Source organism: Roseateles aquatilis (assembly GCF_002205645.1).
Taxonomy (GTDB): Bacteria; Pseudomonadota; Gammaproteobacteria; order Burkholderiales; family Burkholderiaceae_C; genus Roseateles; species Roseateles aquatilis.
The window spans coordinates 57364-83195 of the sequence record NZ_NIOF01000001.1; the positions used below are offsets into that span (position 1 = coordinate 57364).

Annotated in this window: 21 protein-coding genes; 9 read left to right on the forward strand and 12 right to left on the reverse strand. The window is 70.0% G+C overall.

The annotated features are described in order from the left end of the window. Nucleotides 1-25 precede the first annotated feature (25 nt). A complete protein-coding gene (locus CDN99_RS00270; protein ID WP_088382132.1) occupies nt 26-3427 on the forward strand; it encodes an amidohydrolase family protein in 3402 nt (1133 codons plus the stop codon). A gap of 419 nt (nt 3428-3846) precedes the next feature. Here the strand turns inward: CDN99_RS00270 and dut are convergent, their stop codons facing one another. The 11 genes from dut to CDN99_RS00325 all read right to left on the reverse strand — a co-directional run bounded on the left by dut (nt 3847) and on the right by CDN99_RS00325 (nt 15073). Further along, nucleotides 3847-4296: a dUTP diphosphatase gene (gene dut / locus CDN99_RS00275; protein ID WP_088382133.1), complete on the reverse strand. Its 450-nt coding sequence runs from the start codon at nt 4294-4296 to the stop codon at nt 3847-3849. Nucleotides 4297-4364: 68 nt separating this feature from the next. Further along, complete coding sequence (gene coaBC, locus CDN99_RS00280) at nt 4365-5594, reverse strand: bifunctional phosphopantothenoylcysteine decarboxylase/phosphopantothenate--cysteine ligase CoaBC (RefSeq protein WP_088382134.1); 1230 nt, start codon at nt 5592-5594, stop codon at nt 4365-4367. A gap of 76 nt (nt 5595-5670) precedes the next feature. Continuing rightward, the gene (gene trmB / locus CDN99_RS00285) at nt 5671-6489 is read right to left on the reverse strand and encodes a tRNA (guanosine(46)-N7)-methyltransferase TrmB (RefSeq protein ID WP_088382135.1); all 819 of its coding nucleotides are present in this window, start codon (nt 6487-6489) and stop codon (nt 5671-5673) included. A 138-nt stretch (nt 6490-6627) separates the two neighbouring features. Next, on the reverse strand, nt 6628-7947 hold the full coding sequence (deoA, locus tag CDN99_RS00290; RefSeq protein ID WP_088382136.1) for a thymidine phosphorylase: 1320 nt from the start codon (nt 7945-7947) through the stop codon (nt 6628-6630). A 124-nt stretch (nt 7948-8071) separates the two neighbouring features. After that, nucleotides 8072-8836: a deoxyribose-phosphate aldolase gene (gene deoC / locus CDN99_RS00295; protein WP_088383240.1), complete on the reverse strand. Its 765-nt coding sequence runs from the start codon at nt 8834-8836 to the stop codon at nt 8072-8074. A gap of 160 nt (nt 8837-8996) precedes the next feature. Continuing rightward, the gene (locus CDN99_RS00300) at nt 8997-9854 is read right to left on the reverse strand and encodes a purine-nucleoside phosphorylase (protein ID WP_088382137.1); all 858 of its coding nucleotides are present in this window, start codon (nt 9852-9854) and stop codon (nt 8997-8999) included. Nucleotides 9855-9897: 43 nt separating this feature from the next. Further along, nucleotides 9898-10335, reverse strand: a complete 438-nt coding sequence (cdd, locus tag CDN99_RS00305; RefSeq protein ID WP_088382138.1) for a cytidine deaminase — start codon at nt 10333-10335, stop codon at nt 9898-9900. 2 nt (nt 10336-10337) lie between these two features. After that, the gene (locus CDN99_RS00310; protein ID WP_088382139.1) at nt 10338-11303 is read right to left on the reverse strand and encodes an ABC transporter permease; all 966 of its coding nucleotides are present in this window, start codon (nt 11301-11303) and stop codon (nt 10338-10340) included. Next, nucleotides 11296-12429 (reverse strand): ABC transporter permease, encoded by a 1134-nt coding sequence (locus CDN99_RS00315; protein WP_088382140.1) that lies wholly within the window; start codon nt 12427-12429, stop codon nt 11296-11298. The genes CDN99_RS00310 and CDN99_RS00315 overlap by 8 nt, the downstream gene beginning before the upstream one ends. Beyond that, nucleotides 12426-14024 carry an ABC transporter ATP-binding protein gene (locus CDN99_RS00320; protein ID WP_088382141.1) on the reverse strand — a complete coding sequence of 533 codons (1599 nt, stop codon included), beginning with the start codon at nt 14022-14024 and terminating at the stop codon, nt 12426-12428. Before CDN99_RS00320 ends, CDN99_RS00315 begins: the two co-directional genes overlap by 4 nt. 59 nt (nt 14025-14083) lie before the next feature. Continuing rightward, nucleotides 14084-15073, reverse strand: coding sequence for a BMP family lipoprotein (locus CDN99_RS00325; RefSeq protein WP_158218762.1), 990 nt, complete (start codon nt 15071-15073; stop codon nt 14084-14086). Between the two features lie 394 nt (nt 15074-15467). Here CDN99_RS00325 and CDN99_RS00330 point away from each other — a divergent pair, with 394 nt between their 5' ends. From CDN99_RS00330 to CDN99_RS00365, 8 genes are all read left to right on the forward strand, one after another. Further along, entirely contained in the window at nt 15468-15764 is a 297-nt protein-coding gene (locus tag CDN99_RS00330; protein WP_088382143.1) for a FeoA family protein, read from the forward strand. Beyond that, nucleotides 15757-17619: a ferrous iron transporter B gene (gene feoB / locus CDN99_RS00335; protein ID WP_169727023.1), complete on the forward strand. Its 1863-nt coding sequence runs from the start codon at nt 15757-15759 to the stop codon at nt 17617-17619. Before CDN99_RS00330 ends, feoB begins: the two co-directional genes overlap by 8 nt. Before the next feature lie 128 nt (nt 17620-17747). After that, nucleotides 17748-19622 (forward strand): DUF885 domain-containing protein, encoded by a 1875-nt coding sequence (locus tag CDN99_RS00340; protein ID WP_238139298.1) that lies wholly within the window; start codon nt 17748-17750, stop codon nt 19620-19622. A 53-nt stretch (nt 19623-19675) separates the two neighbouring features. Continuing rightward, entirely contained in the window at nt 19676-20623 is a 948-nt protein-coding gene (locus CDN99_RS00345) for a pyridoxal-phosphate dependent enzyme (protein ID WP_088382146.1), read from the forward strand. A 74-nt stretch (nt 20624-20697) separates the two neighbouring features. Then, nucleotides 20698-20952 (forward strand): SlyX family protein, encoded by a 255-nt coding sequence (locus tag CDN99_RS29490; RefSeq protein ID WP_088383242.1) that lies wholly within the window; start codon nt 20698-20700, stop codon nt 20950-20952. A 123-nt stretch (nt 20953-21075) separates the two neighbouring features. Next, the gene (locus CDN99_RS00355; protein ID WP_088382147.1) at nt 21076-22002 is read left to right on the forward strand and encodes a peptidase associated/transthyretin-like domain-containing protein; all 927 of its coding nucleotides are present in this window, start codon (nt 21076-21078) and stop codon (nt 22000-22002) included. Nucleotides 22003-22043: 41 nt separating this feature from the next. Next, nucleotides 22044-22949, forward strand: coding sequence for a response regulator (locus CDN99_RS00360; RefSeq protein ID WP_310732456.1), 906 nt, complete (start codon nt 22044-22046; stop codon nt 22947-22949). 62 nt (nt 22950-23011) lie between these two features. Further along, nucleotides 23012-24289, forward strand: coding sequence for an ATP-binding protein (locus CDN99_RS00365; protein ID WP_088382148.1), 1278 nt, complete (start codon nt 23012-23014; stop codon nt 24287-24289). Between the two features lie 202 nt (nt 24290-24491). Here CDN99_RS00365 and CDN99_RS00370 read toward each other — a convergent pair whose 3' ends face one another. Then, complete coding sequence (locus CDN99_RS00370) at nt 24492-25790, reverse strand: patatin-like phospholipase family protein (protein ID WP_088382149.1); 1299 nt, start codon at nt 25788-25790, stop codon at nt 24492-24494. Between the last annotated feature and the right edge of the window lie 42 nt (nt 25791-25832).

The following is a 25832-nucleotide window of genomic DNA, read 5'->3' on the forward strand; positions in this document are numbered from 1 at the left end:
GGCACTCTTCATCCCAGGGTGCCCCATGCCGAACAAGACGCTCACGAAGCGGGCCGCGATCTCTTCTCTTTCGACCCGTTTCTCGACCCGCTTCCCCGTCACGCCCGCCCGCGCGGGCGTGATCGCTTTCGGCCTGGTCCTGCAGGCCGGTGCCGCCTTCGCGGCCGAGAGCCCGTCGGCCACGCCAACCACCACGCCCGCCACCGCGGCCTCGGCGCCCGCGGCCAAGTGGAACGTCAACCAGCCGCCCGGCGAGAAGCGCATCGCCCAGCTGGACGTGCGCACCGGCACCTGGATGTCCGTCGACGTGAGCCCGGACGGCAAGCAGGTCGTGTTCGACCTGCTCGGCGACCTGTATGTGATGCCCATCGCGGGAGGCGAGGCCAAGGCGCTGACGCATTCGATCGCGTGGGAAATGCAGCCGCGCTTCTCGCCCGACGGCAAGCAGATCGCCTACGTCTCCGACGCCGGCGGCGGCGACAACATCTGGGTCATGAACGCCGACGGCAGCAACGCCCGCGCGCTGACGACCGAAGACTTCCGCCTGCTCAACAACCCGGTCTGGCATCCGGGCGGCAAGTACATCGCGGCACGCAAGCACTTCACCGGTACCCGCTCGCTGGGCAGCGGCGAGATCTGGCTCTATCACGTCGACGGCGGCAAGGGCCAGCAGCTCAACGAGAAGCCCAACTGGCAGAAGGACCTGGGCGAGCCCGCCCTGTCGCCCGATGGCAAGTTCCTGTACTACTCGCAGGACAGCACCCCGGGCCGCACCTTCGAGTACAACAAGAACAGCACCGGCGAAATCTTCCGCATCTACCGCCAGGACCTGAGCGACGGCACGACCGAGTCCTTCGTCAGCGGCCCCGGCGGCGCGATCCGCCCGACGCCCTCCCCCGACGGTCGCTACCTCGCCTTCATCCGCCGCCTGCGCAACGACGCAGGCAGCCAGACGACGCTGTTCCTGAAGGACCTCAAGACCGGCCGCGAGTTCCCCGCCTGGACCGGCATGGAGCGCGACCTGCAGGAGTCGTGGTCGGTGCACGGCGTCTATCCGGGCATCGCCTGGATGCCCGACAGCAAGCAGGTCGTGGCCTGGGCGCAGGGCAAGCTGTGGCGCATCGACCCGTTCAAGTCGACCGTCGCCGAGATCCCCTTCCATGTGAAGGACGAGCGCCAGGTCACGCCCGCGTTGCGCTTCGCGCACGAGGTCGCGCCGGCGACCTTCGAGTCGCGCATGATGCGCTGGGTCAAGGTGGCGCCGGACGGCAAGCGGGTGGTGTTCTCGGCCGCCGGGTATCTCTATGTCAGCGAGTTGCGTGACGGCCTGCCGGTCGGCGAGGCTCGCCGGCTGACGAAGCAGACCGATCGCTTCGAGTACTTCCCCGCGTTCTCTCGCGATGGCGGGCGGATCGTCTACGTCAGCTGGAACGACACCGAGCAGGCACGCGTGCGCACGCTCGATCTGGCCAGCGGCCGCGAGAGCGTCGTCACGCCGGAGCCGGGCAAGTACCTGTCGCCGGCGTTCTCGCCCGACGGCAAGACCATCGCCTATCAAAAGGCCAGGGGCGGCTACCTGACTTCCCCCTGGAACAGCCTGGAGCCCGGCATCTACGTCGCCTCCGCCGACGGCAAGGGCCAGCCGCGCCGCGTGACCAAGGACGGCGAAGCGCCGCAGTTCGGCGCCGACAACGACACGCTCTACGTCACCCGGTTGCAGCGCACCGGTGAGGTCGATTCCAACCATCAACTGATCCGCCTGGGCCTGACGGAGCGCAGCGAGCTCGCCGTCGCCAAGAGCGAGTTCGCCACGACCTTCACCGTATCGCCGGACGGCCAGTGGCTGGGCTTCTCGGAACGCTTCCACACCTACATCACGCCGCTCGCGCCCAGCGGCAAGCTGCAGACCATCGGCCCCAAGGCCGACGCCATGCCGGTGAAGAAGCTGGACGTCAACGCGGCCGACGACCTGCAGTGGTCGGGTGACAGCAAGTCACTGCACTACGCGCTGGGCAATGAGCTCTTCAGCGTGTCCATCGAGCAGGCCATGAAGCCCGGCTTCAAGCCCTCGGAACACGGCGCGAAGATCGCCCTGACGCTGACCGCGGACAAGCCGCGCGGCCGCGTCGCCGTCGTCGGCGCGCGCATCGTCACGATGAACGCGCAGCGGCCCGACGAGGTCATCGAGGACGGCGCCATCCTGGTGGAGAACGACCGCATCGTCGCCATCGGGCCGCGCGCGTCGGTGACCCTTCCGGCCGGCACCGAGGTGATCCAGGCCGCGGGCAAGACGGTCATCCCCGGGCTCATCGACGCGCACTGGCATGGCACGATGGCGGAGAGCGAGATCATCCCGCAGCAAAGCTGGATCAATTACGCCTCGCTCGCCTTCGGGCTGACGACGCTGCACGACCCGTCCAATCGCACCAGCGATATCTACACCCAGTCCGAGATGCAGCGCACGGGGCGCGTGGTGGCGCCGCGGATCTATTCCACAGGCACGGTGCTGTACGGCGCGAAGGCGGACTTCTCGGCGGTCATCAACAACCTCGAAGACGCGCAAACCCATCTGAAACGGCTTCGGGCGGCGGGCGCAATCAGCGTCAAGAGCTACAACCAGCCGCGACGGGATCAGCGCCAGCAGGTGCTCGAAGCCGCGCGCGGGACCGACATGATGGTCGTGCCGGAAGGCGGGTCGCTGTTCCAGCTCAACATGAACATGATCGTCGACGGCCACACCGGCATCGAGCACGCGCTCCCCGTCGGCAAGGTCTATGACGATGTGAAGCAGCTGTGGCCGCAGACGCAGGTCGGCTACACGCCGACGCTCAACGTCGCCTATGGCGGCCTCGACGGGGAACACTACTGGTACGCCCGCACCGATGTCTGGCGCCATCCCATCCTCAGCCGCTATGTGCCCAAGGCCGTGCTGGAACCCCGCAGCGTGCGGCGCGAAACAGCACCCGAGGAAGACTTCAACGTCATCCAGGTCGCCAGGACCGCGACAGAACTCCAGCGTGCCGGCGTGCCCGTCAATATCGGCGCCCATGGGCAGCGGGAAGGTCTCGGGGCGCATTGGGAAATGTGGATGATGGGCCTCGGTGGAATGACCTCGCTGGAAGCCATCCGGACCGCAACGCTCAATCCGGCGCGCTACCTCGGGCTGGACAAGGACATCGGGTCGTTGGAGCCAGGGAAGCTGGCCGACCTGGTCATCCTCGATGGGGACGTGCTCAAGGACATTCGGCAGAGCGACCGCATCAGCAAGGTCATGCAGGGGGGGCGTGTCTTTGACATCCCGTCAATGAACGAGATCTGGCCGGTGAAGAAAAACCGGCGGCCGTTCTTCTTCGATGGGGTGAATGCTAGCGCGCCAGTGGATGCGGATGCGGCTGGGGTGGAGACGGGTCACGGGCATGGGGATTGATGGGTTCTTCCCCCCCCTCTTTCGCTTTTGCCAGAGCCCGCCGGGATTTCGCCCCGGCGGGCGAGTCCCTTTCTGGTCGCGCCCAGAAAGGAACCAAAGAAGCGCTTGGACTCCCGGCGAGCTTGCTCGCTGACACGCGGTCCGTCGCTCGTCACTGCGCTCCGAGACTCGTCCAGCACTGCTACTGGAACCCCCACCACTCGCTGACGTCCCACCGCCTCGCTGCGAAGGCTTGCCCGCTTTCGCGGGACGCGCCCACCGAGCTAATCAGCACCTCGCTGGCGCGCATTCGCCTCTCTGCAAATACTGGCTGCGGTGTGGGCGGCCATTGAGCGGTCGAGCCTCTCGCTGCGGTTCGTTCGACTCGTGGCAGCGTGGGCTGCGGCGCGGGGCGCGGCCCGCGTCAAGCCTGGCTCGTCTCAGGCTTTGCCGGTCGAGCCGAAGCCGCCCTCGCCACGCGCCGACATGTCGAATTCTTCGACAACCCGGAAAGCCGCCTGCACCACGGGCACGATGACCATCTGCGCGATGCGCTCCATGGGCTGGATCGTGAACGCGTCCTTGCCGCGGTTCCACACGCTGACCATCAACTGACCCTGGTAGTCCGAGTCGATCAGGCCCACCAGGTTGCCCAGCACGATGCCGTGCTTGTGGCCCAGGCCGGAGCGCGGCAGGATCATCGCGGCCAGGCCAGGGTCGCCGATGTGAATCGCCAGGCCGGTCGGGATCAGCGTCGTGTCGCCAGGCGCGAGCACGATCGCGTCGTCGAGGCAGGCGCGCAGGTCCAGGCCGGCGCTGCCCGTCGTCGCGTAAGCCGGCAGTTGCTCGGCCATGCGGCGGTCCAGCACTTTCAGGTCGATGGTGGTCATGAGGTCGGGAGGGAAATACGAATGAGCCGACGCCGCCTGGGGCCGGCGCCGGAAGAAGGCCTGCGGATTCAGGCGTTGTAGGTCGTCAGCCGCTGCGCGATCTCGCGCACCAGCTCGCGGGCCAGGGTCAGCTTGTCGGCGCGAGAGAGCTCGCGTTCGCCGCGGGCGTCGACCAGGGTCAGGGCGTTGTCGTCCTGGCCGAAGGTGGCCGGTCCGACGTTGGCCACGATCAGCGGGACGTTCTTGCGCTGGCGCTTCTCGCGGGCATGCTTGATCAGGTCCTGGCTCTCGGCCGCGAAACCCACGCACATCGGCGGATGCGGCAGCGCCGCGACGGTCGCCAGGATGTCGGGGTTCTCGGCCAGTTCCAGCCCGGGCGCGACAGCCTCGCCCGCCTTGGCGTTCTTCTTGATCTTGTGTTCGTGCGTCTGCGCGGGCCGCCAGTCGGCCACCGCCGCGGTGGCGACGAAGGCGTGATGCGACGCCGCCAGCGGCAGCACGGCGTCGAGCATCTCGCGCGCGCTCTGCACGTCGATGCGCCGCACGCCCAGCGGCGTCGGCAGGTGGACCGGACCGGCGACCAGCGTCACCTCGGCGCCCGCCTCCGCCGCGGCGCGCGCGACAGCGAAGCCCATCTTGCCGCTGGAGCGGTTCGTGATACCGCGCACCGGGTCGATCGCTTCGTAGGTCGGGCCCGCGGTGATCAGGACCTTGCGGCCCACCAGCACCTTGGGCTGGAAGTGCGCCACGACGTGCTCCAGCAGTTGCTGCGGCTCCAGCATGCGGCCGTCGCCGACCTCGCCGCAGGCCTGGTCGCCAGACCCCACGCCCAGGACCTTGGCGCCGTCGGCCTCGACCTGCGCCAGATTGCGCTGCGTCGCCGGGTGGGCCCACATCTCGCGGTTCATGGCCGGGGCCAGCAGCAGCGCGCAGCGCTGGGCGGGACGCGCCAGCGCCGTCAGCGACATCAGCTCGTCGGCGCGGCCCTGCGCCAGCTTGGCGATCATGTCGGCGCTGGCCGGCGCGATCAGCATCACGTCGGCCTCGCGGGTCAGGTTGATGTGCGCCATGTTGTTGTCCGGGCGCGCATCCCATTGGCTGGTGAACACGGGACGGTTGGACAGCGCCTGCATGGTGACCGGCGTGATGAAGGCCTGCGCGGCCTCGGTCATCAGCACCTGCACCGTGGCGCCGGCCTTCACCAGCAAGCGGGTGAGCTCCGCGATCTTGTAGCAGGCGATGCCGCCGGAGAGCCCCAGCAGGACATGCCGGCCGGCCAGTGAATTGGATTCGGACATGGGGCGGAACTCTACCAGCGGCCACCGCGCGGGGCGGCGCCGCACGCCTTCGCCCCCACCGCGGTCCTGACCTTCGTCATGCGCCGGGCGCGTCGGCCTTGCGCCGGAATACCAGGTCCCACACCCCATGCCCCAGCTTCAGGCCACGGTGCTCGAACTTGGTCAGCGGGCGGTAGTCCGGCTTGTCCGAGTAACCGTCGGCGCGCGCCGACGTGTTGACCAGGTCCGGATCGGCGCTCAGCACCTCCAGCATCTGCTGGGCATACGGCTCCCAGTCCGTCGCCAGGTGCAGGTAGCCGCCAGGGGCCAGGTGTCGCACCAGCTTGGCGACGAACTGCGGCTGGACCAGCCGACGCTTGTTGTGGCGCTTCTTGTGCCACGGATCGGGGAAATAGATGTGCACGCCCGCCAGCGATCCCGTGGGAATCATGCCGTCCAGCACCTCGACGGCGTCGTGCTGGAAGATGCGGATGTTGGGGATCTCCTGCTCGCCGATCAGCTTCAGCAAGGCGCCGACGCCCGGCTCGTGCACCTCGCAACCGATGAAGTCGTGGTCCGCCAACGTGCGCGCGATCTGCGCCGTGGGACCGCCCATGCCGAAACCGATCTCGAAGACCACCGGCGCCTTGCGCCCGAACGTCGCCTCGAAGTCCAGCGGCTCCGCCTTGAACGGCAACACGAATCGCGGCCCGAGCTCGGCGAGCGCCTTGATCTGCCCCGTCCCCATGCGCCCCGCGCGGACGACGAAGCTGCGGATGCGCGCGCGCGGATGCGATGCCCCTTCCCGACCCGCATCCTCGTGATCGCCCTCGCCAGCACCCGCATCGGCGTCATCGCTGTTGTTGGCGACATCGCCACCGGTGGCGTCTTGATGGGGCTGGGCGGGGTGATTCATGGCGAAGGTTGGAAGCGCTGGAGGGGCGAGAGACATGCGAGAAGCGAGAGCGTTTCGGTCGGAGGGATCCCAAAGGGCGCCCGTCCGATCCTGGGACTTGTGAGGACGGGCGCCTCCGGACTCCGGAGACGTCTCGGTCTATCCGAGTTCCGCCATCACCAGCGAGGGAGCCTTCCACGGCGCCCCGGCGTCCGCGATTGTCACAGCAGCCGTCACCTGCGCGATCGCCCGATCGGCGGCCGCCTCGTCGGCGGCGTGGACGAAGGCCATCGGCTGGCCGGCGGAGAGGACTTCGCCGAGCTGCGCCATCCGATCGAGCCCGACACGCATGTCCAGCGTATCGCTGGGCAGGCGTCGGCCGCCGCCGAGTTCGACGATGACCAACCCGATGTCACGGGTCTGCATGCCCGTGATCCGGCCGGCGCGCGGCGCGGGCACGGGTTTCACGACCGGCGCCGAAGGCAGGTAGGCCTGAGGGCGTTCCAACAGATCGACCGGCCCACCCAACGCCGCGACCATCCGGGCAAAGCGTTCCGCCGCGGCGCCGCTGTCCAGCGCCGCCTGCAGCTTCACGCGCGCGGCGCCCACATCCGGGGCCAAGCCCCCCAGCACCAGCATCTCCGCGCACAGCGCCAGGGTCAGCTCATGGGTGCGAGCCTCTCGTGGCTTGTCGCCCTTCAGGTAGTCGATGACGCCCTGCACCTCCAGCGCATTGCCCACTTCCCGGCCCAGCACCTGGTTCATGTCGGTGATCAACGCGCGGGTACGCAGCCCGGCGCCGCCGGCGACCTCGACGATGCTCCGCGCGAGTTCCTGGCCGAACTCCGGCGTCGCGGCGAAGGCGCCGTTGCCGCACTTGATGTCCATCGCCAGGCCCTGCAGGCCGGCGGCGAGTTTCTTGGAAAGGATGCTGGCCGTGATCAGCGGCACGCTCTCGACCGTCGCGGTCACGTCGCGGGTCGCGTAGAAGCGCTTGTCCGCGGGCGCCAGATCGCCGGTCTGGCCGATGATGGCGCAGCCCAGCGTGCGCACGATGCGGTCGAAATCGGCCGGCGCCGGCGCGGTCGAGTAGCCGGGGATGGCCTCGAGCTTGTCCACCGTGCCGCCGGTGTGTCCCAGGCCGCGGCCCGCGATCATCGGCACGTAGCCGCCGCAGGCCGCCACCATCGGCGCCAGCATCAGGCTGATCTTGTCGCCAACGCCGCCGCTGGAGTGCTTGTCCAGCACCGGGCCCGGCATGTCGGGCCAGCTCAGCACGCGGCCGCTGTGCATCATCGCGCGCGTCAGCGCCACGGCCTCGGCGCGGTCCATGCCGCGCAGGAACACCGCCATGCCCAGCGCCGCCACCTGGCCCTCGCTCCAGCTGCCGTCCACCAGGCCGTGCACGAAGTGCTGGATCTGCGCCTCGTCCAACGCCTTGCCCTCGCGTTTGGTGCGAATGATTTCCTGAACCAGCATGGTGCCTTCTGTCCTTGTGATCGCCGCGCCCACGCGCGACACGTCTCGTCTGTTCTGTCTCGCCGCCGTGTCGGTCGCGCGCGCCACCTCGCGACGCCGCGTGCCGGGCCTCGGCCCGGTGGCGTCAGTACGCCGAGCTCACCGCCGCGCTGTCCTCGCCGGCCAGCACGGCCTCGATGTCGCTCAGCAGGCCGCTGGCGCCGAAGCGCATGCGTTGCGGCGTCAGCGCGTCGATGCCGAGCTCGGCGGCGGCAAGCTGCAGATAGCCTCTCGCATCCGCCACCGAGCGGATCCCGCCCGAGGCCTTGAAGCCCGCGTTGCCCAGTCCGCTGACGGCGATCTCATGCAACATCGTGGCCGCCGCCGCGGGCGTCGCCGACACCTTGGACTTGCCGGTGCTGGTCTTGACGAAGTCCGCGCCGGCCATCAGCGCCAGGCGCGTCGCCTCGGCGATGCGCTCGCGCGAGGCCAGCTCGCCCGATTCGATGATGACCTTGAGCGTCAGGGGTCGCGTGGCGTGGCGCACCTCGGCGAGGAACTCCGCCACGTCGCTCGACCGGCCCGCCATCAGCGCGCGGTACGGCAGCACCACGTCCACTTCCTGCGCGCCGTCCTGAGCGATGCGGTCCACCTCGGCCAGCACGCGCGGCAGGTCCAGGCCGCCGTCGGGGAAATTCGCGACCGCCGCGACGCGGATGTCCGCCGGCAGCGCGGCGCGCGCCTGCGCGACGAAGCGGGGCCAGACGCACACGGCGGCCACGTGGCCGCGCGACGGCGCGCCGATGGCACGCACGCACAACGCGTCGATGTCGGCGGCGGTGTCGCCGTCGTTGAGGCTGGTCAGATCCAGGCACCGCAGCGCCAGACGCGCCGCTTGTTCGAGACTCATGTCGGTCTTCATTTACTGCTCCCTGCTGCTTGACTGCGTCGATCCCGCGCGCGCGGATCGACATGGCGCCGAGCGGGCGAGGCGGCCCCGGCGGCGCTCACGCCGCGACGCATCGCGACATGCCGCCCGGGCCTGCCGGCCCGATCTTGCGCCGGCCGGATCAGGCCTTCACCGATGCCAGCGTCGCCAACGAGGCCAAGTACTGGCCCAGGAAGGCGGCGGCGCGCTCGCCCGACAGCTTGGCCTGCTGCAGCGTCAACGCGTGCGTCAGGGCCTCGTCGGACATGCCGGCGGCCATGTTGGTGATCAGCGCCAGGCCGGCGACGCGCAGGCCGGCATGGCGGGCCAGGATGGTCTCCGGCACGGTGCTCATGCCGACGGCGTCCGCGCCCCAGGCCGCGAACATGCGGATCTCGGCCGGCGTCTCGAAGTGCGGGCCGACGGCCCACACGTACACGCCCTCGGTCAGCACCATGTTGTGCTGGCGGGCGATCTTGAAGCCCTGCTCGCGCAGCTCGGCGTCGTAGGCGACGCTCATGTCGGTGAAGCGGTCGTTGCCCGGCAGGCCCGTCAGCGGCGAGCGCTGCGGCGCGTTGATGTGGTCCGCGATCAGCATGAGGCTGCCCGGCGGCTGGTGCGAGCGCAGGCTGCCCGACGCGTTGGTCAGCACCAGCACCTTCACGCCCCAGGCCTTCAGGCTGCGGATCGCGCCGGCCATGCCGGTGCAGTCGCCGCTTTCGTAGGTATGGGCGCGGCCGCGCAGCATCGCCACGCGTTGCTGGCCGACGCGGCCCACGGTGATCTCGGCGACGTGGCCCTCGACCTTGGGCTGCGGGAAGGCCGGCAGTTGTGCATACGGCAAGTGCTGCTGGTCCTGCAGCTGGTCGACGGCGCCGGACCAGCCGGAGCCCAGCACCACGGCGACTTCGGGAGCCTGCTCGCCGAAGGTCGACTTCAGGGTGGCGATGCTGGAGGTGATGGCGGCGTCGAGGGCCGCGCCTTGCAGGGGCAGTGACATGGGAAGTTCTCCTCGTCGCGGCGCGGGGGGCCGCGCATTGACGTCAGTTTTTCAGATGGTCCGGACCGAAGCTCGCCGGCAGCAGTTGCTCCAGGGTCCAGTGCGCGCGCACGCCGCTGGCGTCGCCCGCGATCACGATCAGGTCTTGCGGTTGCGCGAACTCGCGCAGCTTCTGGCGGCAGCCGCCGCAGGGCGTGATGATTTCCGAGCCGGCGCCGGTGACCATCACCGCCCGCGCGATGCGTCCGCCGCCCATGATCATGTGACCCAGCGCGTTGGTCTCCGCGCACCATCCTTGCGGGTAGGCGGCGTTCTCGATGTTGCAGCCGGCGTGGATGCGGCCGTGCTCGTCCAGCACCGCGGCGCCGACGTGGTACTTCGAGTACGGCGCGTGGGAGTGCTGGCGCGCGTCCAGCGCCGCCTTCAGCAGGCGCTCGACGACGTCCCGGGGCAGCGCGATCGAGGACAGGAGGTCGGACATGATCAGCGCTCCTTCACGTACGGCTTGCTGAGCGCCTTGGGCGCGATGGCCTGGCCGATGAAGCCGGCCAGCAGCACCACGGTCAGGATGTAGGGCAGCGCCTGGATCAACTGCACCGGCACCTCGCCGATGCCCGGCAGGGACACGCCCTGCAGGCGGATCGCGACGGCGTCCAGGAAGCCGAACAGCAGGCAGGCGCACAGCGTCGGCACCGGCTTCCACTTGCCGAAGATCATCGCGGCCAGCGCGATGAAGCCGCGGCCGGCGGTCATGTTGGGCGAGAACGAGGCGTTCTGCGCCAGCGTCAGATAGGCGCCGCCCAGGCCGCAGAGCACGCCGTTGAGCGCCAGCGCGGTATAGCGCAGCCGCGGCACGGACACGCCGGCGGCATCGACCATCGCGGGGTTCTCGCCGACGGCGCGCAGGCGCAGGCCCGGGCGCGTGCGCTCCAGGAAGAACCACACCAGCACCACCAGCGCGAAGGCCAGGTACACCAGCGCGTTGTGGCTCAGCAGCCCATGGCCCACCACCGAGGCGAACCAGCTGCCGGGCGCCGGCTCGGCCCATTGCGGCAGCAGCCCGGTGATGCGCTGCGCGGTGTCGATCGGCGGCGTCTGTCCGCCTTGCGCGAACCACGCGATGCCCAGCACCACCGTCAGGCCGGCGGCCACCATGTTCAGCGCCACGCCGGACACCACCTGGTCGCCGCGGTGCGTCACCGTCGCGAAGCCGTGGATCATCGACATCGCCACCGCCACGCCCATCGCGGCCAGCAGGCCCAGCGCGGTGGAATGCGACACGCTGGCCACCGCCGCGGCGGCGAAGGCCGCGCCGAGCATCTTGCCCTCCAGGCCGATGTCGACCACGCCCGAGCGCTCCGACAGCAGGCCCGCGAGCGCGGCGAACAACAGCGGCGTGGTGACGCGCAGCGTCGAGGCCAGCACCGACCCGATCAGCACCTCATCCATGGGTCTTCTCCCCGGCGGCGCGCCGTTGGCGGGCCACCATCGCATAGAGCTTCGCGAACATCGGCGCGCTCACCATCGCCATCGCGCCGGCGAACAGCACGATCAGGCCCTGCACCGTCACCACCATCTCGCGGCTGAAGCCGGGGACCTCGAAGGACACCTCGACCCCGCCCTGATACAGCGTGCCGAACAGCAGCGAGGCCAGCACGATGCCCACCGGGTGGTTGCGCCCCATCAGCGCCACGGCGATGCCGGTGAAGCCGGCGCCGGCGACGAAGTCCAGCGTCAGCTTGCCCTGCACGCCGGCGATCTCGTTGACGCCGACCAGCCCGGCCAGCGCGCCCGACAGGCCCATCGCCGCCAGCACCTGCCAGCGCGGCCGGATGCCGGCGTAATGCGCGGCGCCGGGATTGGAGCCGACGGCGCGCAGCACGTAGCCGGCGCGGCTCTTCCACAGGAACCACCAGACGAAGACGCAGGCCAGCAGCGCCAGCACGATGGACAGGTTGAGCGGCGACGACGGCCACTCGATGCCCAGCCTGGCGAGCAGCTCGTGCACGGCGGGGATGCGGGCGGACTCGGCGAAGGCGTCGCTCTCGACCGACATCGAGCCGTTCGGGCGCAGCCAGTTGACCAGCAGGTAGCCGTTCAGGCTGGCGGCCAGGAAGTTGAACATGATGGTCGTGATCACGACGTGGCTGCCGCGCCAGGCCTGCAGGTAGCCGGGCACCGCGGCCCAGGCCATGCCGAACAGCGCGGCGGCGACGACCGCCAGCGGGATCATCACGAAGGCAGGCAGGTGCGGCGCGAGCCACAGCGACAGCAGCGCCACGCCGATGCCGCCCAGCGTCGCCTGCCCTTCCCCGCCGATGTTGAACAGCCCGCCGTGGAAGGCGATCGCCACAGCCAGGCCGGTGAAGATGAAGGTCGTCGTGTAGTACAGCGTGTAGCCCAGGCCGCGGGCGCTGCCCAGGGCGCCGTCCAGCAGCACCGTCAGCGCCTGCGCCGGGCTGGCGCCGATCAGCAGCACCACGCCGCCGGCCACCAGCAGCGCGATCAGCAGGTTCCACAGCGGCAGCAGCACCAGGTCCATCCAGCGCGGCATTTGCAAGGCTTGGCTACTCATGGGGCGGTCGCCGCTTCGGCAGCGGTCTTGTCATGGGTCGGAGAAGCGGCCATCAGCAGGCCCAGGTTTTTCTCGGAGCACTCGTCGATGGCGAGCTCCCCGGTGATGCGGCCGGCGTTCATGACGACCACGCGGTCGGCGAGCGCCAGGATCTCGTCCAGCTCGCTGGACACGAGCAGGATCGCGCAGCCGGCGTCGCGCAGGCGGCGCAGCTGGTTGTGGATGAATTCGATCGCGCCGATGTCGACGCCGCGCGTCGGCTGGCCGACCAGCAGCACGGCGGGGTGCTGGCCGATCTCGCGCGCCAGGATCAGCTTCTGCTGATTGCCGCCGGAGAACTTCGACGAGCCCAGGTCCGCGTTGCGCGGCCGGACGTCGAATTGCTCCATCATCGTCGCCGTCTGCGCGCGCAGGTGGCGCTGGTCGATGCCCAGGCCGAAGGGGCCGGCGCGGTACTGCGCCTGCTCGTGATAACCGAGCGCGGCTGTTTCCCAGGCCGGGAAGCTCAGCACCATGCCCAGCGCGTGGCGGTCTTCCGGCACGTGCGCCAGCTTGAGGTCGCGCGCGGTGCGCGGGTCCAGCCAGGCCGCCGCGTGGAAGTCGCGGCCGGCCAGGTGCAGCGTGCCGGCGTCCGGCGCGCGCATGCCGGCCAGCACCTCCAGCAGCTCGCTCTGGCCGTTGCCGGAGACACCGGCCACGCCGACGATCTCGCCGGGCCGCAGGGCCAGGCTCGCGTTGCCCAGCAGGTGCACGCCGGAGCCCGCGTCGCCCGCGACGGTCAGGCCCTCGGCCTTCAGCACCGGAGTGTCCGACTGCGGCTTCGCCGCGCCGCCCGCCCGGCCCAGGTTGACCTTGCGGCCGACCATGCTCTCGGCCAGGTCCTCGGGACTGGTGTCGCCGATGGCGCAGGTCTTGATGACGGCGCCCGCGCGCATCACCGTGACCGCGTCGCACAGCGCCATCACCTCGCGCAGCTTGTGGGTGATCAGCAGGATGGTGGTGCCGCGCGCGCGCAGGCGGCGCAGCACCTCGAACAGTTGGTCCGTCTCCTGCGGGGTCAGGACGGCGGTGGGCTCGTCCAGGATCAGGATGCGGGCGCCGCGGTACAGCGCCTTGAGGATCTCCAGCCGCTGCAGCTCGCCCACGGGCAGCTCCGCGACGGTGGCGTCCAGGCGCACCGTCAGGCCGGTGTCGCGCATCAGCGCTTCCAGCTCCTGGCGCACCTGGCGCTTGGCGCGCGACAGGAAGAACGCCGGCTCCGCGCCCAGCATCACGTTGTCCAGCGCCGAGAGCGTGTCCACCAGCATGAAGTGCTGATGGACCATGCCGATGCCCAGCGCGATCGCCTGTTGCGAGCTGGCGATGGCCACGCGCTGGCCGTCGACCTCGATGTGGCCCTCGTCGGCGTGGTAGTAGCCGTAGAGGATCGCCATCAGCGTGCTCTTGCCGGCGCCGTTCTCGCCGACCAGGCCGTGCACCGTGCCGGGCGCGACCGCCAGGCTGACGGCCCGGTTGGCCTGCACCGCGCCGAAGCGCTTGGAGATGTCGCACAGACGGACCGCGGGCGCGGCGCCGCCGCGGGAGGACTCTGTCATGGTGGGGAAGAAGCTGGCGAAGCCCGAAGAAAGCTCGTGGGGATGCGGCCGGGGCCGGATCAGTTCTTGCAGGCGTTGTCCGCCATGTAGTCGGCAACCTTGATCTTGCCGGCGACGATGTCGGCCTTGTAGGCGTCCAGCTTCGCCTTGATCGCGGGCGGGATCAGCTTGGCGTTGTTCTGGTCGACGGCGTACTCGACGCCGCCTTCCTTCAGGCCCAGCACGCTGATGCCGGGCTTCCATTCCTTGAGCACGTTGTAGACGGCCACGTCCACGCGCTTGACCATGGAGCTCAGCATCGTGCCGGGCTGCAGGTGGTTCTGGTTGCTGTCGACGCCGATGGCGAACTTGCCGGCGTCCTTGGCCGCCTGGTACACACCCACGCCGGTGCCGCCGGCCGCGGCGAAGACCACGTCCACGCCCTTGGCGAACTGCGCCTTGGCGAGCTCGCCGCCGCGGGTCGGGTCGTTCCAGGCCGAGGCCGTGGTGCCGGTCATGTTCTTGAAGACCTCGGCCTTGGGATTGGCGGTCTTGGCGCCCTGCTCATAGCCGCACTCGAACTTGCGGATCAGCGGGATGTCCATGCCGCCGATGAAGCCGACCTTGCCGGTCTTGCTGGTCAGCGCGGCCAGCGCGCCGACGAGGAAGCTGCCTTCCTGCTCCTTGAACAGCACCGACTGCACGTTGGGCTGGTTGACCTTCTCGTCGATGATGACGAACTTGGTCTTGGGGAAGTCCTTGGCCACCTGGTTCAGCGCCGACGCCTGCGCGAAGCCGACCGAGATGATCGGGCTGGCGCCGCGCTCGGCCATGCGGCGGATGGCCTGCACGCGCTGGGTCTCGTTGGAGATCTCGAACTCGAGGTACTTGCCGCCGGTGTCCTTCTTCCACTGCTCGACGCCGCGATAGGCGGCCTCGTTGAAGGATTTGTCGAACTTGCCGCCCATGTCGAAGATCACCGCCGGGGTGGTCTGCGCGACCGCCGCGCCGGAGGCCATCGCCAGGAACAGGCCGGCCAGCGTGAACGAGGAGGACAGGGAAGGCTTCATCATTGCGGTCTCAATGCGACAAGTAGGGGACCCGCCAGCATGCACGATTCGGGCCATCGAAACCACCTCGACCTGCCGTGGCGGCAGGCGCGTCGGCAAGTCCAAGGGCTGTTCGAAGGGCTTGGGGCGGAGCAGCGGCGCATTCTAAGAAGGCGCGAGTGTAAGCGACCTCAAGGAAAACGCTAAACGTTTGCGACCTCGTCAAAACCAGAGGCCAGACCACCAATTTGAGTCATTGCGAACCTCGGCGACAGCCGATCTCGATCATTCCCACCGCGGCGACCGCAGTGCGCCCCAGGATTCACCGAAACATCACCTCGGCGAGTCAAAGCAAGTTGAGAATCACTATCATTTAGAATCTTCCGCTTCGCATGGTCCGCAGGCTTCCCCCGATATGAGCGCTGTCCTTCCCATCCCCACCCTCGCCCAGGCCGCCATCGGCCGGCCGCACCGCGTCAAGGCGCTGCTGGCGCCGGCCCACGCGCCGGAATGGAAGCAATGGCTGGAGGAGCTCGGCTTCGTCGCCGGGGAACATGTCGCCGTGCTGGCGCGCGCGATGCCCGGGGACGACCCGATGGTGGTGCGCATCGGCCAGTCGACCTTCGCGCTGCGCAAGGCGGAGGCGGACTGCGTGCAACTGCAGTCCGACATCGCGGCCGACGCCGACCATCCGGGAGCCGCCCGTGCGTGAGTCCGTCGTCCACGTCCACCCCGCCGGGCCGCTGCTGGCGCTGGTGGGCAACCCGAACTGCGGCAAGACCGCCCTGTTCAACGGCTTGACCGGCAGCCGCCAGAAGGTCGCCAACTACGCCGGCGTGACCGTCGAGCGCAAGGAAGGCCGGCTCAAGACCGCCGCGGGCAAACTGCTGCGCGTGCTGGACCTGCCGGGCACGTACTCGCTGTACCCGCGCTCGCCGGACGAGCGCGTCACTGTCGACGTGCTGGCCGGCCGGGCCCACGGCGAGAAGCGCCCCGACCTGATCGTCTGCGTGCTGGACGCGACCAACCTGCGCCGCAACCTGCGCCTGTTCCTGTCGGTGCAGCGCCAGGGCCTGCCCTGCGTCGTCGCGCTGAACATGGCCGACCTGGCCCTGCGCCGCGGCATCGAGATCGACACGACGCGCATGGCCCAGTTGCTCGGCGTACCCGTGATCCGCACGGTGGCCACCGACGGCGACGGGCTGGACGACCTGCGCGCCGCGCTGGACCAGCCCGATCTCTGGAAGGCCGCGCCCGTGGTGCCCGAGGGCGACGACACCGAGCGCATCAATCACATCCTCAAGGAACTCGGCCTGGACGCGCTGCAAGGCGAGCTGCCCAGCGACAAGATCGACCGCCTGGTGCTGCATCCGGTGGCGGGGCCGATCATCCTGGCGGTGCTGCTGTTCTTCCTGTTCCAGGCGGTCTTCGCGTGGGCCGAGGCGCCGATGGGCTGGATCGAGGCCGGCACCGGCTGGCTCGGCGAGCAGGCCGGCGCGCTGCTGCCCGAGGGGCACCTGCGCAGCCTCGTCGTCGACGGCCTGATCGCGGGCGTGGGCGGCGTGCTGGTGTTCCTGCCGCAGATCCTGATCCTGTTCTTCTTCATCCTGATCCTGGAGGAGTCCGGCTACCTGCCGCGCGCGGCCTTCCTGCTGGACCGGCTGATGGGCTCGGTGGGCCTGTCGGGCCGCAGCTTCATCCCGCTGCTGTCGAGCTTCGCCTGCGCGATCCCCGGGATCATGGCCACGCGCTCGATCGCCAACGCGCGCGACCGGTTGGTGACCATCCTGATCGCGCCGCTGATGACGTGCTCGGCGCGGCTGCCGGTGTACGCGCTGCTGATCGGCGCCTTCATCCCGCAGCGCGAGCTGTGGGGCGGCATCGAGCTGCAGGGGCTGGTGCTGTTCGTGCTGTACTTCGCCGGCATCATCGCGGCGATGGCGGTGGCCTGGGTGCTCAAGCGCTTCACCGATTCCGGCCGCCAGGTCCGTCCGCTGATGATGGAGCTGCCCAGCTACCACTGGCCGCATGCGCGCAATGTCGCCATCGGCCTGCTGCAGCGCGCGGAGATCTTCATCAAGCGCGTGGGCGGCATCATCCTGGCGCTGACCCTGCTGCTGTGGGTGCTCTCGACCTTCCCCGGCGCGCCGGAAGGCGCCACCGGCCCGGCGATCGAATACAGCTTCGCCGGCTACCTGGGCCGCGGGCTGGCGATGATCTTCGAGCCGATCGGCTTCAACTGGCAGATCAGCCTGGCGCTGGTGCCGGGCATGGCGGCCCGCGAGATCGCGGTGAGCGCGCTGGGCACGGTGTACTCGCTGTCCGCCACCGGCGACGAGGCCGCGCAGGCGCTGACGCCGCTGATCGCCTCCACCTGGGGCCTGCCGACGGCGTTTTCGTTGCTGGCTTGGTTCGTCTTCGCGCCGCAATGCCTGTCGACGATCGCGGCCGTCAAGCGCGAGACCGGCGGCTACAAGATCCCGGCGATCATGCTGACCTACCTGTTCATCCTGGCCTACGTGGCATCGTGGCTGACCTTCCACATCAGCCGGGCGCTGCTGACCTGATCGCCGGCTGATCGGGCCACCGCCGCGCGCGCCGCGGCAACAGCCAGGACACACGAGGGCGGCCGTCGCAACGACGGCCGCCCTTCGCTTTTGCGCCGCCGCGGCGACGGCTATGCTGGCGCCCCATGATGAACCGCCCCACCCTCTCCTCGATGACGCTGGCCGTGCTGGTGTCGATTGGCGCGATCGCGTCGATGGCCGCCGCGTCGGATGCGCGGGCCGCCGGCAATGCCGCTCCGGCCGCCAAGGCCGCAAGGACCGGCAACGCGGACGCGACGGCCGCGTCCGATGCGGAGCTCGACGCCGACACCCGCTTCCAGCGCCTGGCCAACGACTACATCGAGGCGCTGTGGCGCCAGGACCCGGACGCGGCCATCAGCGCCGGCCGCTATGAATTCGCCGACCGGCTCCCCGCGCCCGACCGCGCCAATCGGGCACGCGCCCTGGTCTTCGCCAGCCAGTGGCTCCAGCGCTTCGAGGCGGTGGACGCGAAGACGCTGAGCGCCGCGTCGCGCACCGACCTCGGCCAATTGCTCAACAAGCTGCGCGGCGACCGCTTCCAGTTGACCGAGCTGCGCGAGTTCGAATGGAATCCCTCCCTCGTCAACGTCGCCGGTCCGCTGGACTACATCCTGGCGACCGACTACGCGCCGCTGCCGGTGCGGCTGAAGGTGATCTCGGCGCGATTGGCGCAGGTGCCGGCGTACTACCGCGCCGGCGCGGCGCTGCTGAAGCAGCCGACGCTGGAGCACACCCAGCTCGCCATCGACCAGGCGCCGGGCGTGCTGAGCGTGCTGGACGAGATCGCCAAGGCCGCGAAGGGTCCGGACGCCGCCTCGCTGACGGCCGCCGAGCAAAAGCAACTGGCCGACCGCATCGCCGCCGCCAAGGCCGCGGTCGACGGCTACCGTGCGCAGCTGACGAAGCTGCTGGCGGACGGCAAGGCCAGCGGCAAGGCGCGCGGCTTCCGCCTCGGCAAGGCGCTGTACGAGAAGAAATTCGGCTACGACATCCAGTCGGCCCACACCGCCGCGCAGATGTACGACAAGGCGATGGCCGCGCGCGAGGCGCTGCTGACGCGCATGGACCAGCTGTCCGACGAGCTGTGGACGAAAACGCAGGGCGACGCGCCCAAGCCGTCGGATCGTTTCGCCAAGATCGGCGCGGTGATCGGCAAGCTGTCTGAGCAGCACGTCAAGCGCGAGGACTTCGTCCAGGAGATCCGCGCGCAGATCCCGCAGCTGGAGCGCTGGATCACCGACCACGACCTGCTCACGCAGGACGCCTCCAAGCCGCTGATCGTGCGCGAGACCCCGGTCTACCAGCGCGGCGTGGCCGGCGCCGGCATCGAGGCGCCCGGCCCGTATCGGCCACAGGACCGCACCTACTACAACGTCACCCCGCTGGACGACCTGACGCCCGAGCAGGCCGAAAGCACGCTGCGCGAGTACAACCGCTGGATCCTGCAGATCCTCAACATCCACGAGGCGGTGCCCGGCCATTACACGCAGCTGGTGCATGCCAACAAATCGCCGTCGCTGGTCAAGGCGTTGTTCGGCAACGGCGCGATGGTCGAAGGCTGGGCGGTGTATGGCGAGCGGATGATGCTGGAGTCCGGCTACGGCGACAACGCGCCGGAGATGTGGCTGATGTATTCCAAGTGGAACCTGCGCAGCGTCACCAACACGATCCTGGACTACAGCGTGCACGTGCTGGGCATGCGCGAGGACCAGGCGCTGGACCTGCTGATGCGCCAGGCCTTCCAGACCGAGCGCGAGGCCCGCGAGAAATGGCGCCGCGTGCAGCTCACGTCGGTGCAGCTGACGAGCTACTTCAGCGGCTACAGCGACATCATGGAACTGCGCGAGCAGCGCAAGCGCGCGCTGGGCGCGGCCTTCAAGCTGAAGGACTTCCACGAGCAATTCCTGAGCTATGGCAACGCGCCGGTGCCGGTGATCGCGGAGCTGATGTCGTCGCCGACACCGCCGCGATCCTCGCCCTGATCGCGGCCCGGCCGCATCGCCATCGTCCGCCCCCTTCGTCGCCGACCTCCACCATGCCGCTCCACATCGAAACACCGCTGATCGTCTCCCGCCCGCTGAGCCTGCGCACCGGCAAACAGGTCTGGCTGAAGCTGGACGCGCTGCAGCCGCCCGGCTCCTTCAAGCTGCGCGGCATCGGCCTGGCCTGCGAGACGCAGGCCGCGCGGGGCAAGCGGCGTTTCGTGTCCTCGTCGGGCGGCAATGCCGGCATCGCGGTGGCGTACGCGGGGCGTGAACTCGGCATCCCCGTCACCGTCGTGGTGCCGGAGACCACGACGGCCCACGCGCGTCACCTGATCGCTCAGGAGGGCGCGACGCTGGTGGTCCACGGCGCGTCCTGGCAGGAGGCGAACGCCCAGGCGCAATCGCTGCTCGACGCGGACACCGCGTTCATTCACCCGTTCGACGACCCGCTGCTGTGGACCGGCCACGCCACGCTGATCGACGAGGCGGTGCGGTCCGGCGCGCGCTTCGACGCGGTGGTGGTCGCGGTGGGCGGCGGCGGGCTGATGTCCGGCGTGATCGAGGGCCTGCGCCGCAATGGTCTGGGCCGCCTGCCGGTGGTGACGGTCGAGACGCACGGCGCGGACTCGCTGGCGCAGGCGGTGCGGGCCGGCGAGCGCGTCACGCTGGACGCGATCCGCAGCGTCGCCACCTCGCTGGGCGCCAAGCAGGTCTGCGAGCAGGCCTTCGCGCTGGCGCGATCGCATGACGTGCGCTGCCACGTCGTGACGGACGGCGCCGCGCTGGACGCCTGCGCGAAATTCCTGGAGGACCATCGCCTGCTGGTCGAGCCGGCCTGCGGCGCCGCGCTGGCGGCCGCGTACGAAGCGGACGCGCCGGCGCTGGCGGGCATCGAGGCGCCGCTGATCGTGGTCTGCGGCGGCGCCACGGCGACGCTCGATCAGCTCGCGGCGTGGCGCGCCGCCCTGCCGCCCGCGGCATGCCCGGCGACACCCTGAGCAGCCCGGAGACATCCGAAGCGTCCGGCGCATCCGGATGCGCCGGCGTCATCATCGATGTTCCAATCCGCCCCATGACCGCGATCGATTCTTCCCAGGCGCCCGACGCGGCGCCGACCGTCCATCAGCTCGAGGCCCGCATCACCGAGCTCGAGATCAAGGCCAGCTTCGCCGAGGACCTGATGGACCACCTCAACGCGCAGGTCGCGCGGCAGCAGGAGCAGATCGAGGTGCTGGTGCGCGAGATCACGCAACTGCGGCGCCAGGTCCCCGAGGGCCGCGGCGACGGCCAGGGCACGCTGCGCGACGAGCTGCCGCCCCACTACTGACGGACCTGCGCGCCGCGGCGCGCGCTTCGTTTCAGCGCTGACATAAAGACGATAAGCGCGCGACAAGCACGCTCTATCCAATGCGGGACATCGCATCCAGGCCCCCGGCCTTCGGAAGTCCCCATGCAGCCTCATCGCCACGCCGCCGCCGACATCGTCGCCGGCCCCTCCGCCGCCGCCCACGACCACCACGATCACGACCACGGCCTGGCGCATGACCTCGCGGTGCTGCTCCAGCGCCGCCGCGCGCTCGGCGTGCTGGCCGGCCTGGCGGGCATCGGCGGCCTGACGCTGATCGGATGCGGAGGCGGCGGCACGGATGCCGGCACCAGCGCGGCGGGATCCAGCAGTTCATCGGGATCGAGCGGCAGCGGCTCCACCGGCTCGGGCAGCAGCGCCGGCTGCAGCGTGATCCCCGAGGAGACCGCCGGCCCGTACCCCGGTGACGGCTCCAACAGCAACGGCAGCGGCATCGCCAACGCGCTGGCCCTGAGCGGCATCGTGCGCGCCGACATCCGCGGCAGCATCGGCACCGCCAGCGGCGTCGCGGGCGGCGTGCCGCTGACGCTGACGCTCAAGCTGGTCAACACCGCCAGCAGTTGCGCGGACCTGTCCGGCTACGCCCTCTACCTGTGGCATTGCGACCGCGAGGGCCGCTACTCGCTCTACAGCGCCAGCATCGTCAACGAGAACTACCTGCGCGGCGTGCAGAGCACCGGCAGCGACGGCACCGTCACCTTCACGACGATCTTCCCCGGTTGCTACGACGGCCGCATGCCCCACCTGCACTTCGAGGTCTACAAGAGCGCCAGCGCGGCGACCTCGTACGCCAACAAGGTCAAGACCTCGCAGATCGCCTTCCCGACCGACGTCTGCACGACGGTCTACACCACGGCCAGCGGCTACGGCGCCAGCCTGACCAACTTCAACCGGATCAGCTTCGCCACCGACAACGTCTTCAGCGACGGCTATTCGACGCAACTCGCCACGCTGACCGGCAGCGTGAGCGCCGGCTACGCGGCGACGCTGACGGTCGGCATCGCGGCCTGACGCGCGATGGGGCACGACGGGACACGACGCGGGACAAGGCCATGATCGACGACACCACCATCGGCCGCGCCTGGGGCGGCGAGCGCGCCCGCGACGGCTGGCGCCGCCTGGGCGGACCGGACGGCGATCCATCGCCGCCCGCGGTGCTCGCGCGGCTGCAGTCCGGCGCGGGCCGTGGGGGCGCTCGTGTATCGTGCGGCGCAGGGGCCGGCAGCGGGTCGGTCCCGGTCGTGGAGGAGCGCATGACGCGGTGCCTGGTGGTGGATGACGACGCGGAGATCCGCGACTCGCTGCAGGACTATCTGCAGAAGTTCGGCGTGACGGTGAGCACCGCCGCCGATGGGCGCGAGATGCGCCGGCTGATGACCGCGCAGGCCTTCGACGTCGTCGTGCTGGACTTGATGCTGCCGGACGAGAACGGCCTGACGTTGTGCCAGTGGATCCAGCAGCATCACGCCAACGTGCCGGTGATCATGCTGACGGCGCATGGCGATCCGATCAGCCGCGTGCTCGGCCTGGAGATGGGCGCCGACGACTACCTGTCCAAACCCTTCGAGCCGCGCGAGCTGGTGGCCCGCATCCATGCCATCCGGCGCCGCGCGCGGCGCGGCGAGAGCGAGTCGCAGACGCGGCGCGAGGTCCGCTTCGAGGGCTGGAGCTTCGACCGGCTGCTGCGCCAGCTGGTGTCGCCGCAGCAGGTCGTGGTGCCGCTCTCGAGCGCGGAGTTCCGCATGCTGACCGCGCTGGTCGAACGCCCCGGCCGCGTGCTCAGCCGCGAGCAATTGATCGAGCTGACCCGCGCCCCCGGTGTCGAGGTCAACGACCGCAGCGTGGACCTGACGATCTCGCGGCTGCGGCAGAAGCTCGGCGACTCGCCGAAGGAGCCGCGCCTGATCCGCACGATGCGCGGCGAGGGCTACCTGTTCGACGCCCAGGTGCAGAGTTGAGCGCCTCACCAGGGAAGTCGGCGCCGCCCGCGACGCCCGCCCCGTCGGCATCGGACGGCGGCTTGAAAGGCTTCCTTCGGTCGGCGGGCCGGCGCCTCGGGCGCGCGCTGGGCGACACGCTCGCGCGGCGCATCTTCCTCCTGCTGTGGGTCACGCTGGTGGCGGCGCAGGCGCTGGCCATCGGCATCGTGACCTGGGTCCGGGGCGACTTCATGGTCTACCGCGTGCCGGCCGCGCCCAGCCTGCCGCCGATACCCGGCCTGATGCGCGGTCCTCGTCCGGACCTGCCGCCGCGCAGTCCCAGCGACGCGCCGGGCGACGACCGCGCCGGTCCGGACTTCAACCGCCCGCACGCTCGCTTCGGCCACGAGTTCCGCGACGCGCCGCTGCCCGGCGACATGGTCGGCGAGCCCGGTCCCGACTTCCGTCCGATGCCGCAGGCCAGGCTTCCGGGGTTCCGCGGCATCACGACGAAGGAGTTGATGCTGGACTACGGCATCCGCCTGCTCGTCACCGGCCTGGCGGCGTGGCTGGCCTCGCGCTGGCTGGCGCGGCCGATGCGGGACCTGGTGCGGGCGTCGCAGGCGCTCGGACAGTCCCTGCATCAGCAGGAGAAGCTGCCGCTGCTCGACGAGCAGCGCGGCACGCTGGAGGTTCGCGAGTCCGCGCAGGTCTTCAACGCGATGGCGCGGCAACTGCGCCGCCAGTTCAACGAACGCGGGCTGATGGTCGCCGCCATCTCCCACGACCTGCGCACGCCGCTGACGCGCCTGCGCATGCGGCTGGAAACACTGGACATCGAGGAGATCCAGCGCCAACGCTCGGTGGAGGACATCCACGAGATGAATGCGCTGGTGGACGCGGTGATGGAGCTGTTCCGCGGCGACGGGCCGGCCTCCGCCGAGCCGCTGCAGGACCTGGACCTCCATGCGCTGGCGCAGGCGATAACGGACGACCTGCTTGAACAGCACCGGCCCGTGAGCCTCGCCGGCGGCCACGAGCCGGTGCTGGCCAAGGGCCAGCCGATGGCGCTGCGGCGCATCGTCGACAACCTGGTCGGCAATGCGCTGCGCTACGGTGGGCGCGCCGACATCAGCGTGGGACGCGACGCGCAAGGCGCCTGGCTGCGGGTCGCGGACACGGGGCCAGGCATCCCGGAGGCACAACTGGAAGCCGTGTTCCAGCCGTTCTTCCGGCTCGATGAATCCCGCAACCGCCACACCGGCGGCGCGGGCCTGGGGCTCTACATCGCACGGGAACTGGCGCTGCGGCAGAAGGGCTCGCTCGTGCTGTCGAACCGTCCGGAGGGCGGGTTGGTGGCGGAGCTGCGACTGGGCTGAAGTGCGTCAGCCTTCCATGCGGCAGCCGCTGTGCCAGATCCCTGCTCACGGTCCGTGTGCCAGTCCGCGGGCTGATCGGCCTGCCGATCCATGTGCCAGTCCGCAGTCCGTGCGCCGGTCGGTGTGCGGATCGGTGCGCGGGCCCCGTCGACGGCACGCCTGACGCGAGGCGCCACCCGGCGGACGATGCCCGGCGCCTCGGTCAGGCGACCAGACGCGGTGGCCCGGGAGGATTCGGCGGTATCTGCAACGCGAAGCCCCCGGCCCGCCGGCGCATCGCGGCCGGATCGACCTGCGGCGCCTGGGCCGGCCAGTCGAAGAACTTCTGGATCTCGCTGCGGCGCGCCAAGGTATCGGCCATGCCCAGTGTGATCAGCTCGTTGGTGTACTCGGGCTCGAAGAGCAGATAGCTGACCAGCGCCGAGCCGCTCGCATTGGCGCCCTCCCCGGACACGCCCACGCTGCGCAGCATCGCGCGGATCGGCGGCGGCAACGCGCCCTGGTGCTCCGCGGCGAGCGAATCGAGCGGCCGGCTGGGTGCGATCACCAGCGCCTCGATCGGCTTGAGCGGCGTGTTGCGCAGGGCCTCCTCGGGCAACAGCGCCAACGTGCTGTTGATGCGCTTGAGCCGCTCGATGTCGACCGCCAGGGCATCCAGGAAGATGTTGGACAGCGCGTGCCCGGCGATCTGCGCCAGGCTGGGGTGGCCGGTCGGCGTCGGTCCGTGATGGCCCTCGCCGCCGCTCTCGTGCATGCGGCCGGCGCCGATCACCAGCACCTTCTCCGCGCCCAGATGCACCGCCGGCGAGATCGGCGCCGTCTGCCGCATCGAGCCGTCGCCGAACCATTCCACCTGCCCGGAGAGCTCCAGCGGCTCGGCCGGAAAGATGAACGGGATCGCGGAGGACGCGATCAGGTGCTCTATCGACAGCCGCGGCGTGCGCACCGCCAGCCGCTGCGTGCGCACCCACGGCTCGCGCTGCTGATGCGTCTGGTAGAAGGTGACGTGGTGCCCGGACGTGTAGCTGGACCCGGTCACCGCGAGCGCATCCAGATGGCCCTGCGCCAGCATGTCGTCCAGCCGGTCCAGCTTGATCCACTGAGCCAGCAGGCCGCGCAAGGGCGTGTTGTCCAGCAGGCTGCGCGGTCGGGTCCTGCGCCACCGGTTCAGCGCCCAGCCCACGCTCATCATCGTCAACCAGCGGGCACCCGACCGGATGACGCCGAACGAATCGGCCGCGTAGACCTGCTCGGCATGGATGTTCTGCCAGATGTACATCAGGCCGTCGACGGCGGAACAGAAGTCGTCCGCCTGACAGGCCAGCGTCGCCGCGTTGATCGCGCCGGCCGAGGTGCCGGAGATGACCTGGAAGGGGTTGTCGCCCGTTGTGCACGCATCCCGCCGCAACTGCGCGATCGCAGCCAGCACGCCGACCTGGTAGGCGGCGCGCGCTCCTCCCCCCGTGAGGATCAGGCCGGTCTTGGGCTTGACGTCCATCATGGGCGGCAGCTTACGCCTGCACACCCCAATGAGTCATGGGAA

What these genes read in the sequence shown, in the direction of transcription:
- trmB (WP_088382135.1), bottom strand. Translation starts at nt 6,489, where the DNA reads ATGAATCACCCCGCCCAGCCCCATCAAGACGCCACCGGTGGCGATGTC.
- dut (WP_088382133.1), bottom strand. Translation starts at nt 4,296, where the DNA reads ATGACCACCATCGACCTGAAAGTGCTGGACCGCCGCATGGCCGAGCAA.
- cdd (WP_088382138.1), bottom strand. Translation starts at nt 10,335, where the DNA reads ATGTCCGACCTCCTGTCCTCGATCGCGCTGCCCCGGGACGTCGTCGAG.
- CDN99_RS00345 (WP_088382146.1), top strand. Translation starts at nt 19,676, where the DNA reads ATGCCGCTCCACATCGAAACACCGCTGATCGTCTCCCGCCCGCTGAGC.
- CDN99_RS00330 (WP_088382143.1), top strand. Translation starts at nt 15,468, where the DNA reads ATGAGCGCTGTCCTTCCCATCCCCACCCTCGCCCAGGCCGCCATCGGC.
- deoA (WP_088382136.1), bottom strand. Translation starts at nt 7,947, where the DNA reads ATGCTGGTTCAGGAAATCATTCGCACCAAACGCGAGGGCAAGGCGTTG.
- CDN99_RS00315 (WP_088382140.1), bottom strand. Translation starts at nt 12,429, where the DNA reads ATGAGTAGCCAAGCCTTGCAAATGCCGCGCTGGATGGACCTGGTGCTG.
- deoC (WP_088383240.1), bottom strand. Translation starts at nt 8,836, where the DNA reads ATGAGTCTCGAACAAGCGGCGCGTCTGGCGCTGCGGTGCCTGGATCTG.
- coaBC (WP_088382134.1), bottom strand. Translation starts at nt 5,594, where the DNA reads ATGTCCGAATCCAATTCACTGGCCGGCCGGCATGTCCTGCTGGGGCTC.
- CDN99_RS00355 (WP_088382147.1), top strand. Translation starts at nt 21,076, where the DNA reads ATGCAGCCTCATCGCCACGCCGCCGCCGACATCGTCGCCGGCCCCTCC.
- CDN99_RS00270 (WP_088382132.1), top strand. Translation starts at nt 26, where the DNA reads ATGCCGAACAAGACGCTCACGAAGCGGGCCGCGATCTCTTCTCTTTCG.
- CDN99_RS29490 (WP_088383242.1), top strand. Translation starts at nt 20,698, where the DNA reads ATGACCGCGATCGATTCTTCCCAGGCGCCCGACGCGGCGCCGACCGTC.
- CDN99_RS00320 (WP_088382141.1), bottom strand. Translation starts at nt 14,024, where the DNA reads ATGACAGAGTCCTCCCGCGGCGGCGCCGCGCCCGCGGTCCGTCTGTGC.
- CDN99_RS00340 (WP_238139298.1), top strand. Translation starts at nt 17,748, where the DNA reads ATGAACCGCCCCACCCTCTCCTCGATGACGCTGGCCGTGCTGGTGTCG.
- CDN99_RS00310 (WP_088382139.1), bottom strand. Translation starts at nt 11,303, where the DNA reads ATGGATGAGGTGCTGATCGGGTCGGTGCTGGCCTCGACGCTGCGCGTC.
- CDN99_RS00370 (WP_088382149.1), bottom strand. Translation starts at nt 25,790, where the DNA reads ATGATGGACGTCAAGCCCAAGACCGGCCTGATCCTCACGGGGGGAGGA.
- CDN99_RS00325 (WP_158218762.1), bottom strand. Translation starts at nt 15,073, where the DNA reads ATGAAGCCTTCCCTGTCCTCCTCGTTCACGCTGGCCGGCCTGTTCCTG.
- CDN99_RS00300 (WP_088382137.1), bottom strand. Translation starts at nt 9,854, where the DNA reads ATGTCACTGCCCCTGCAAGGCGCGGCCCTCGACGCCGCCATCACCTCC.
- CDN99_RS00360 (WP_310732456.1), top strand. Translation starts at nt 22,044, where the DNA reads ATGATCGACGACACCACCATCGGCCGCGCCTGGGGCGGCGAGCGCGCC.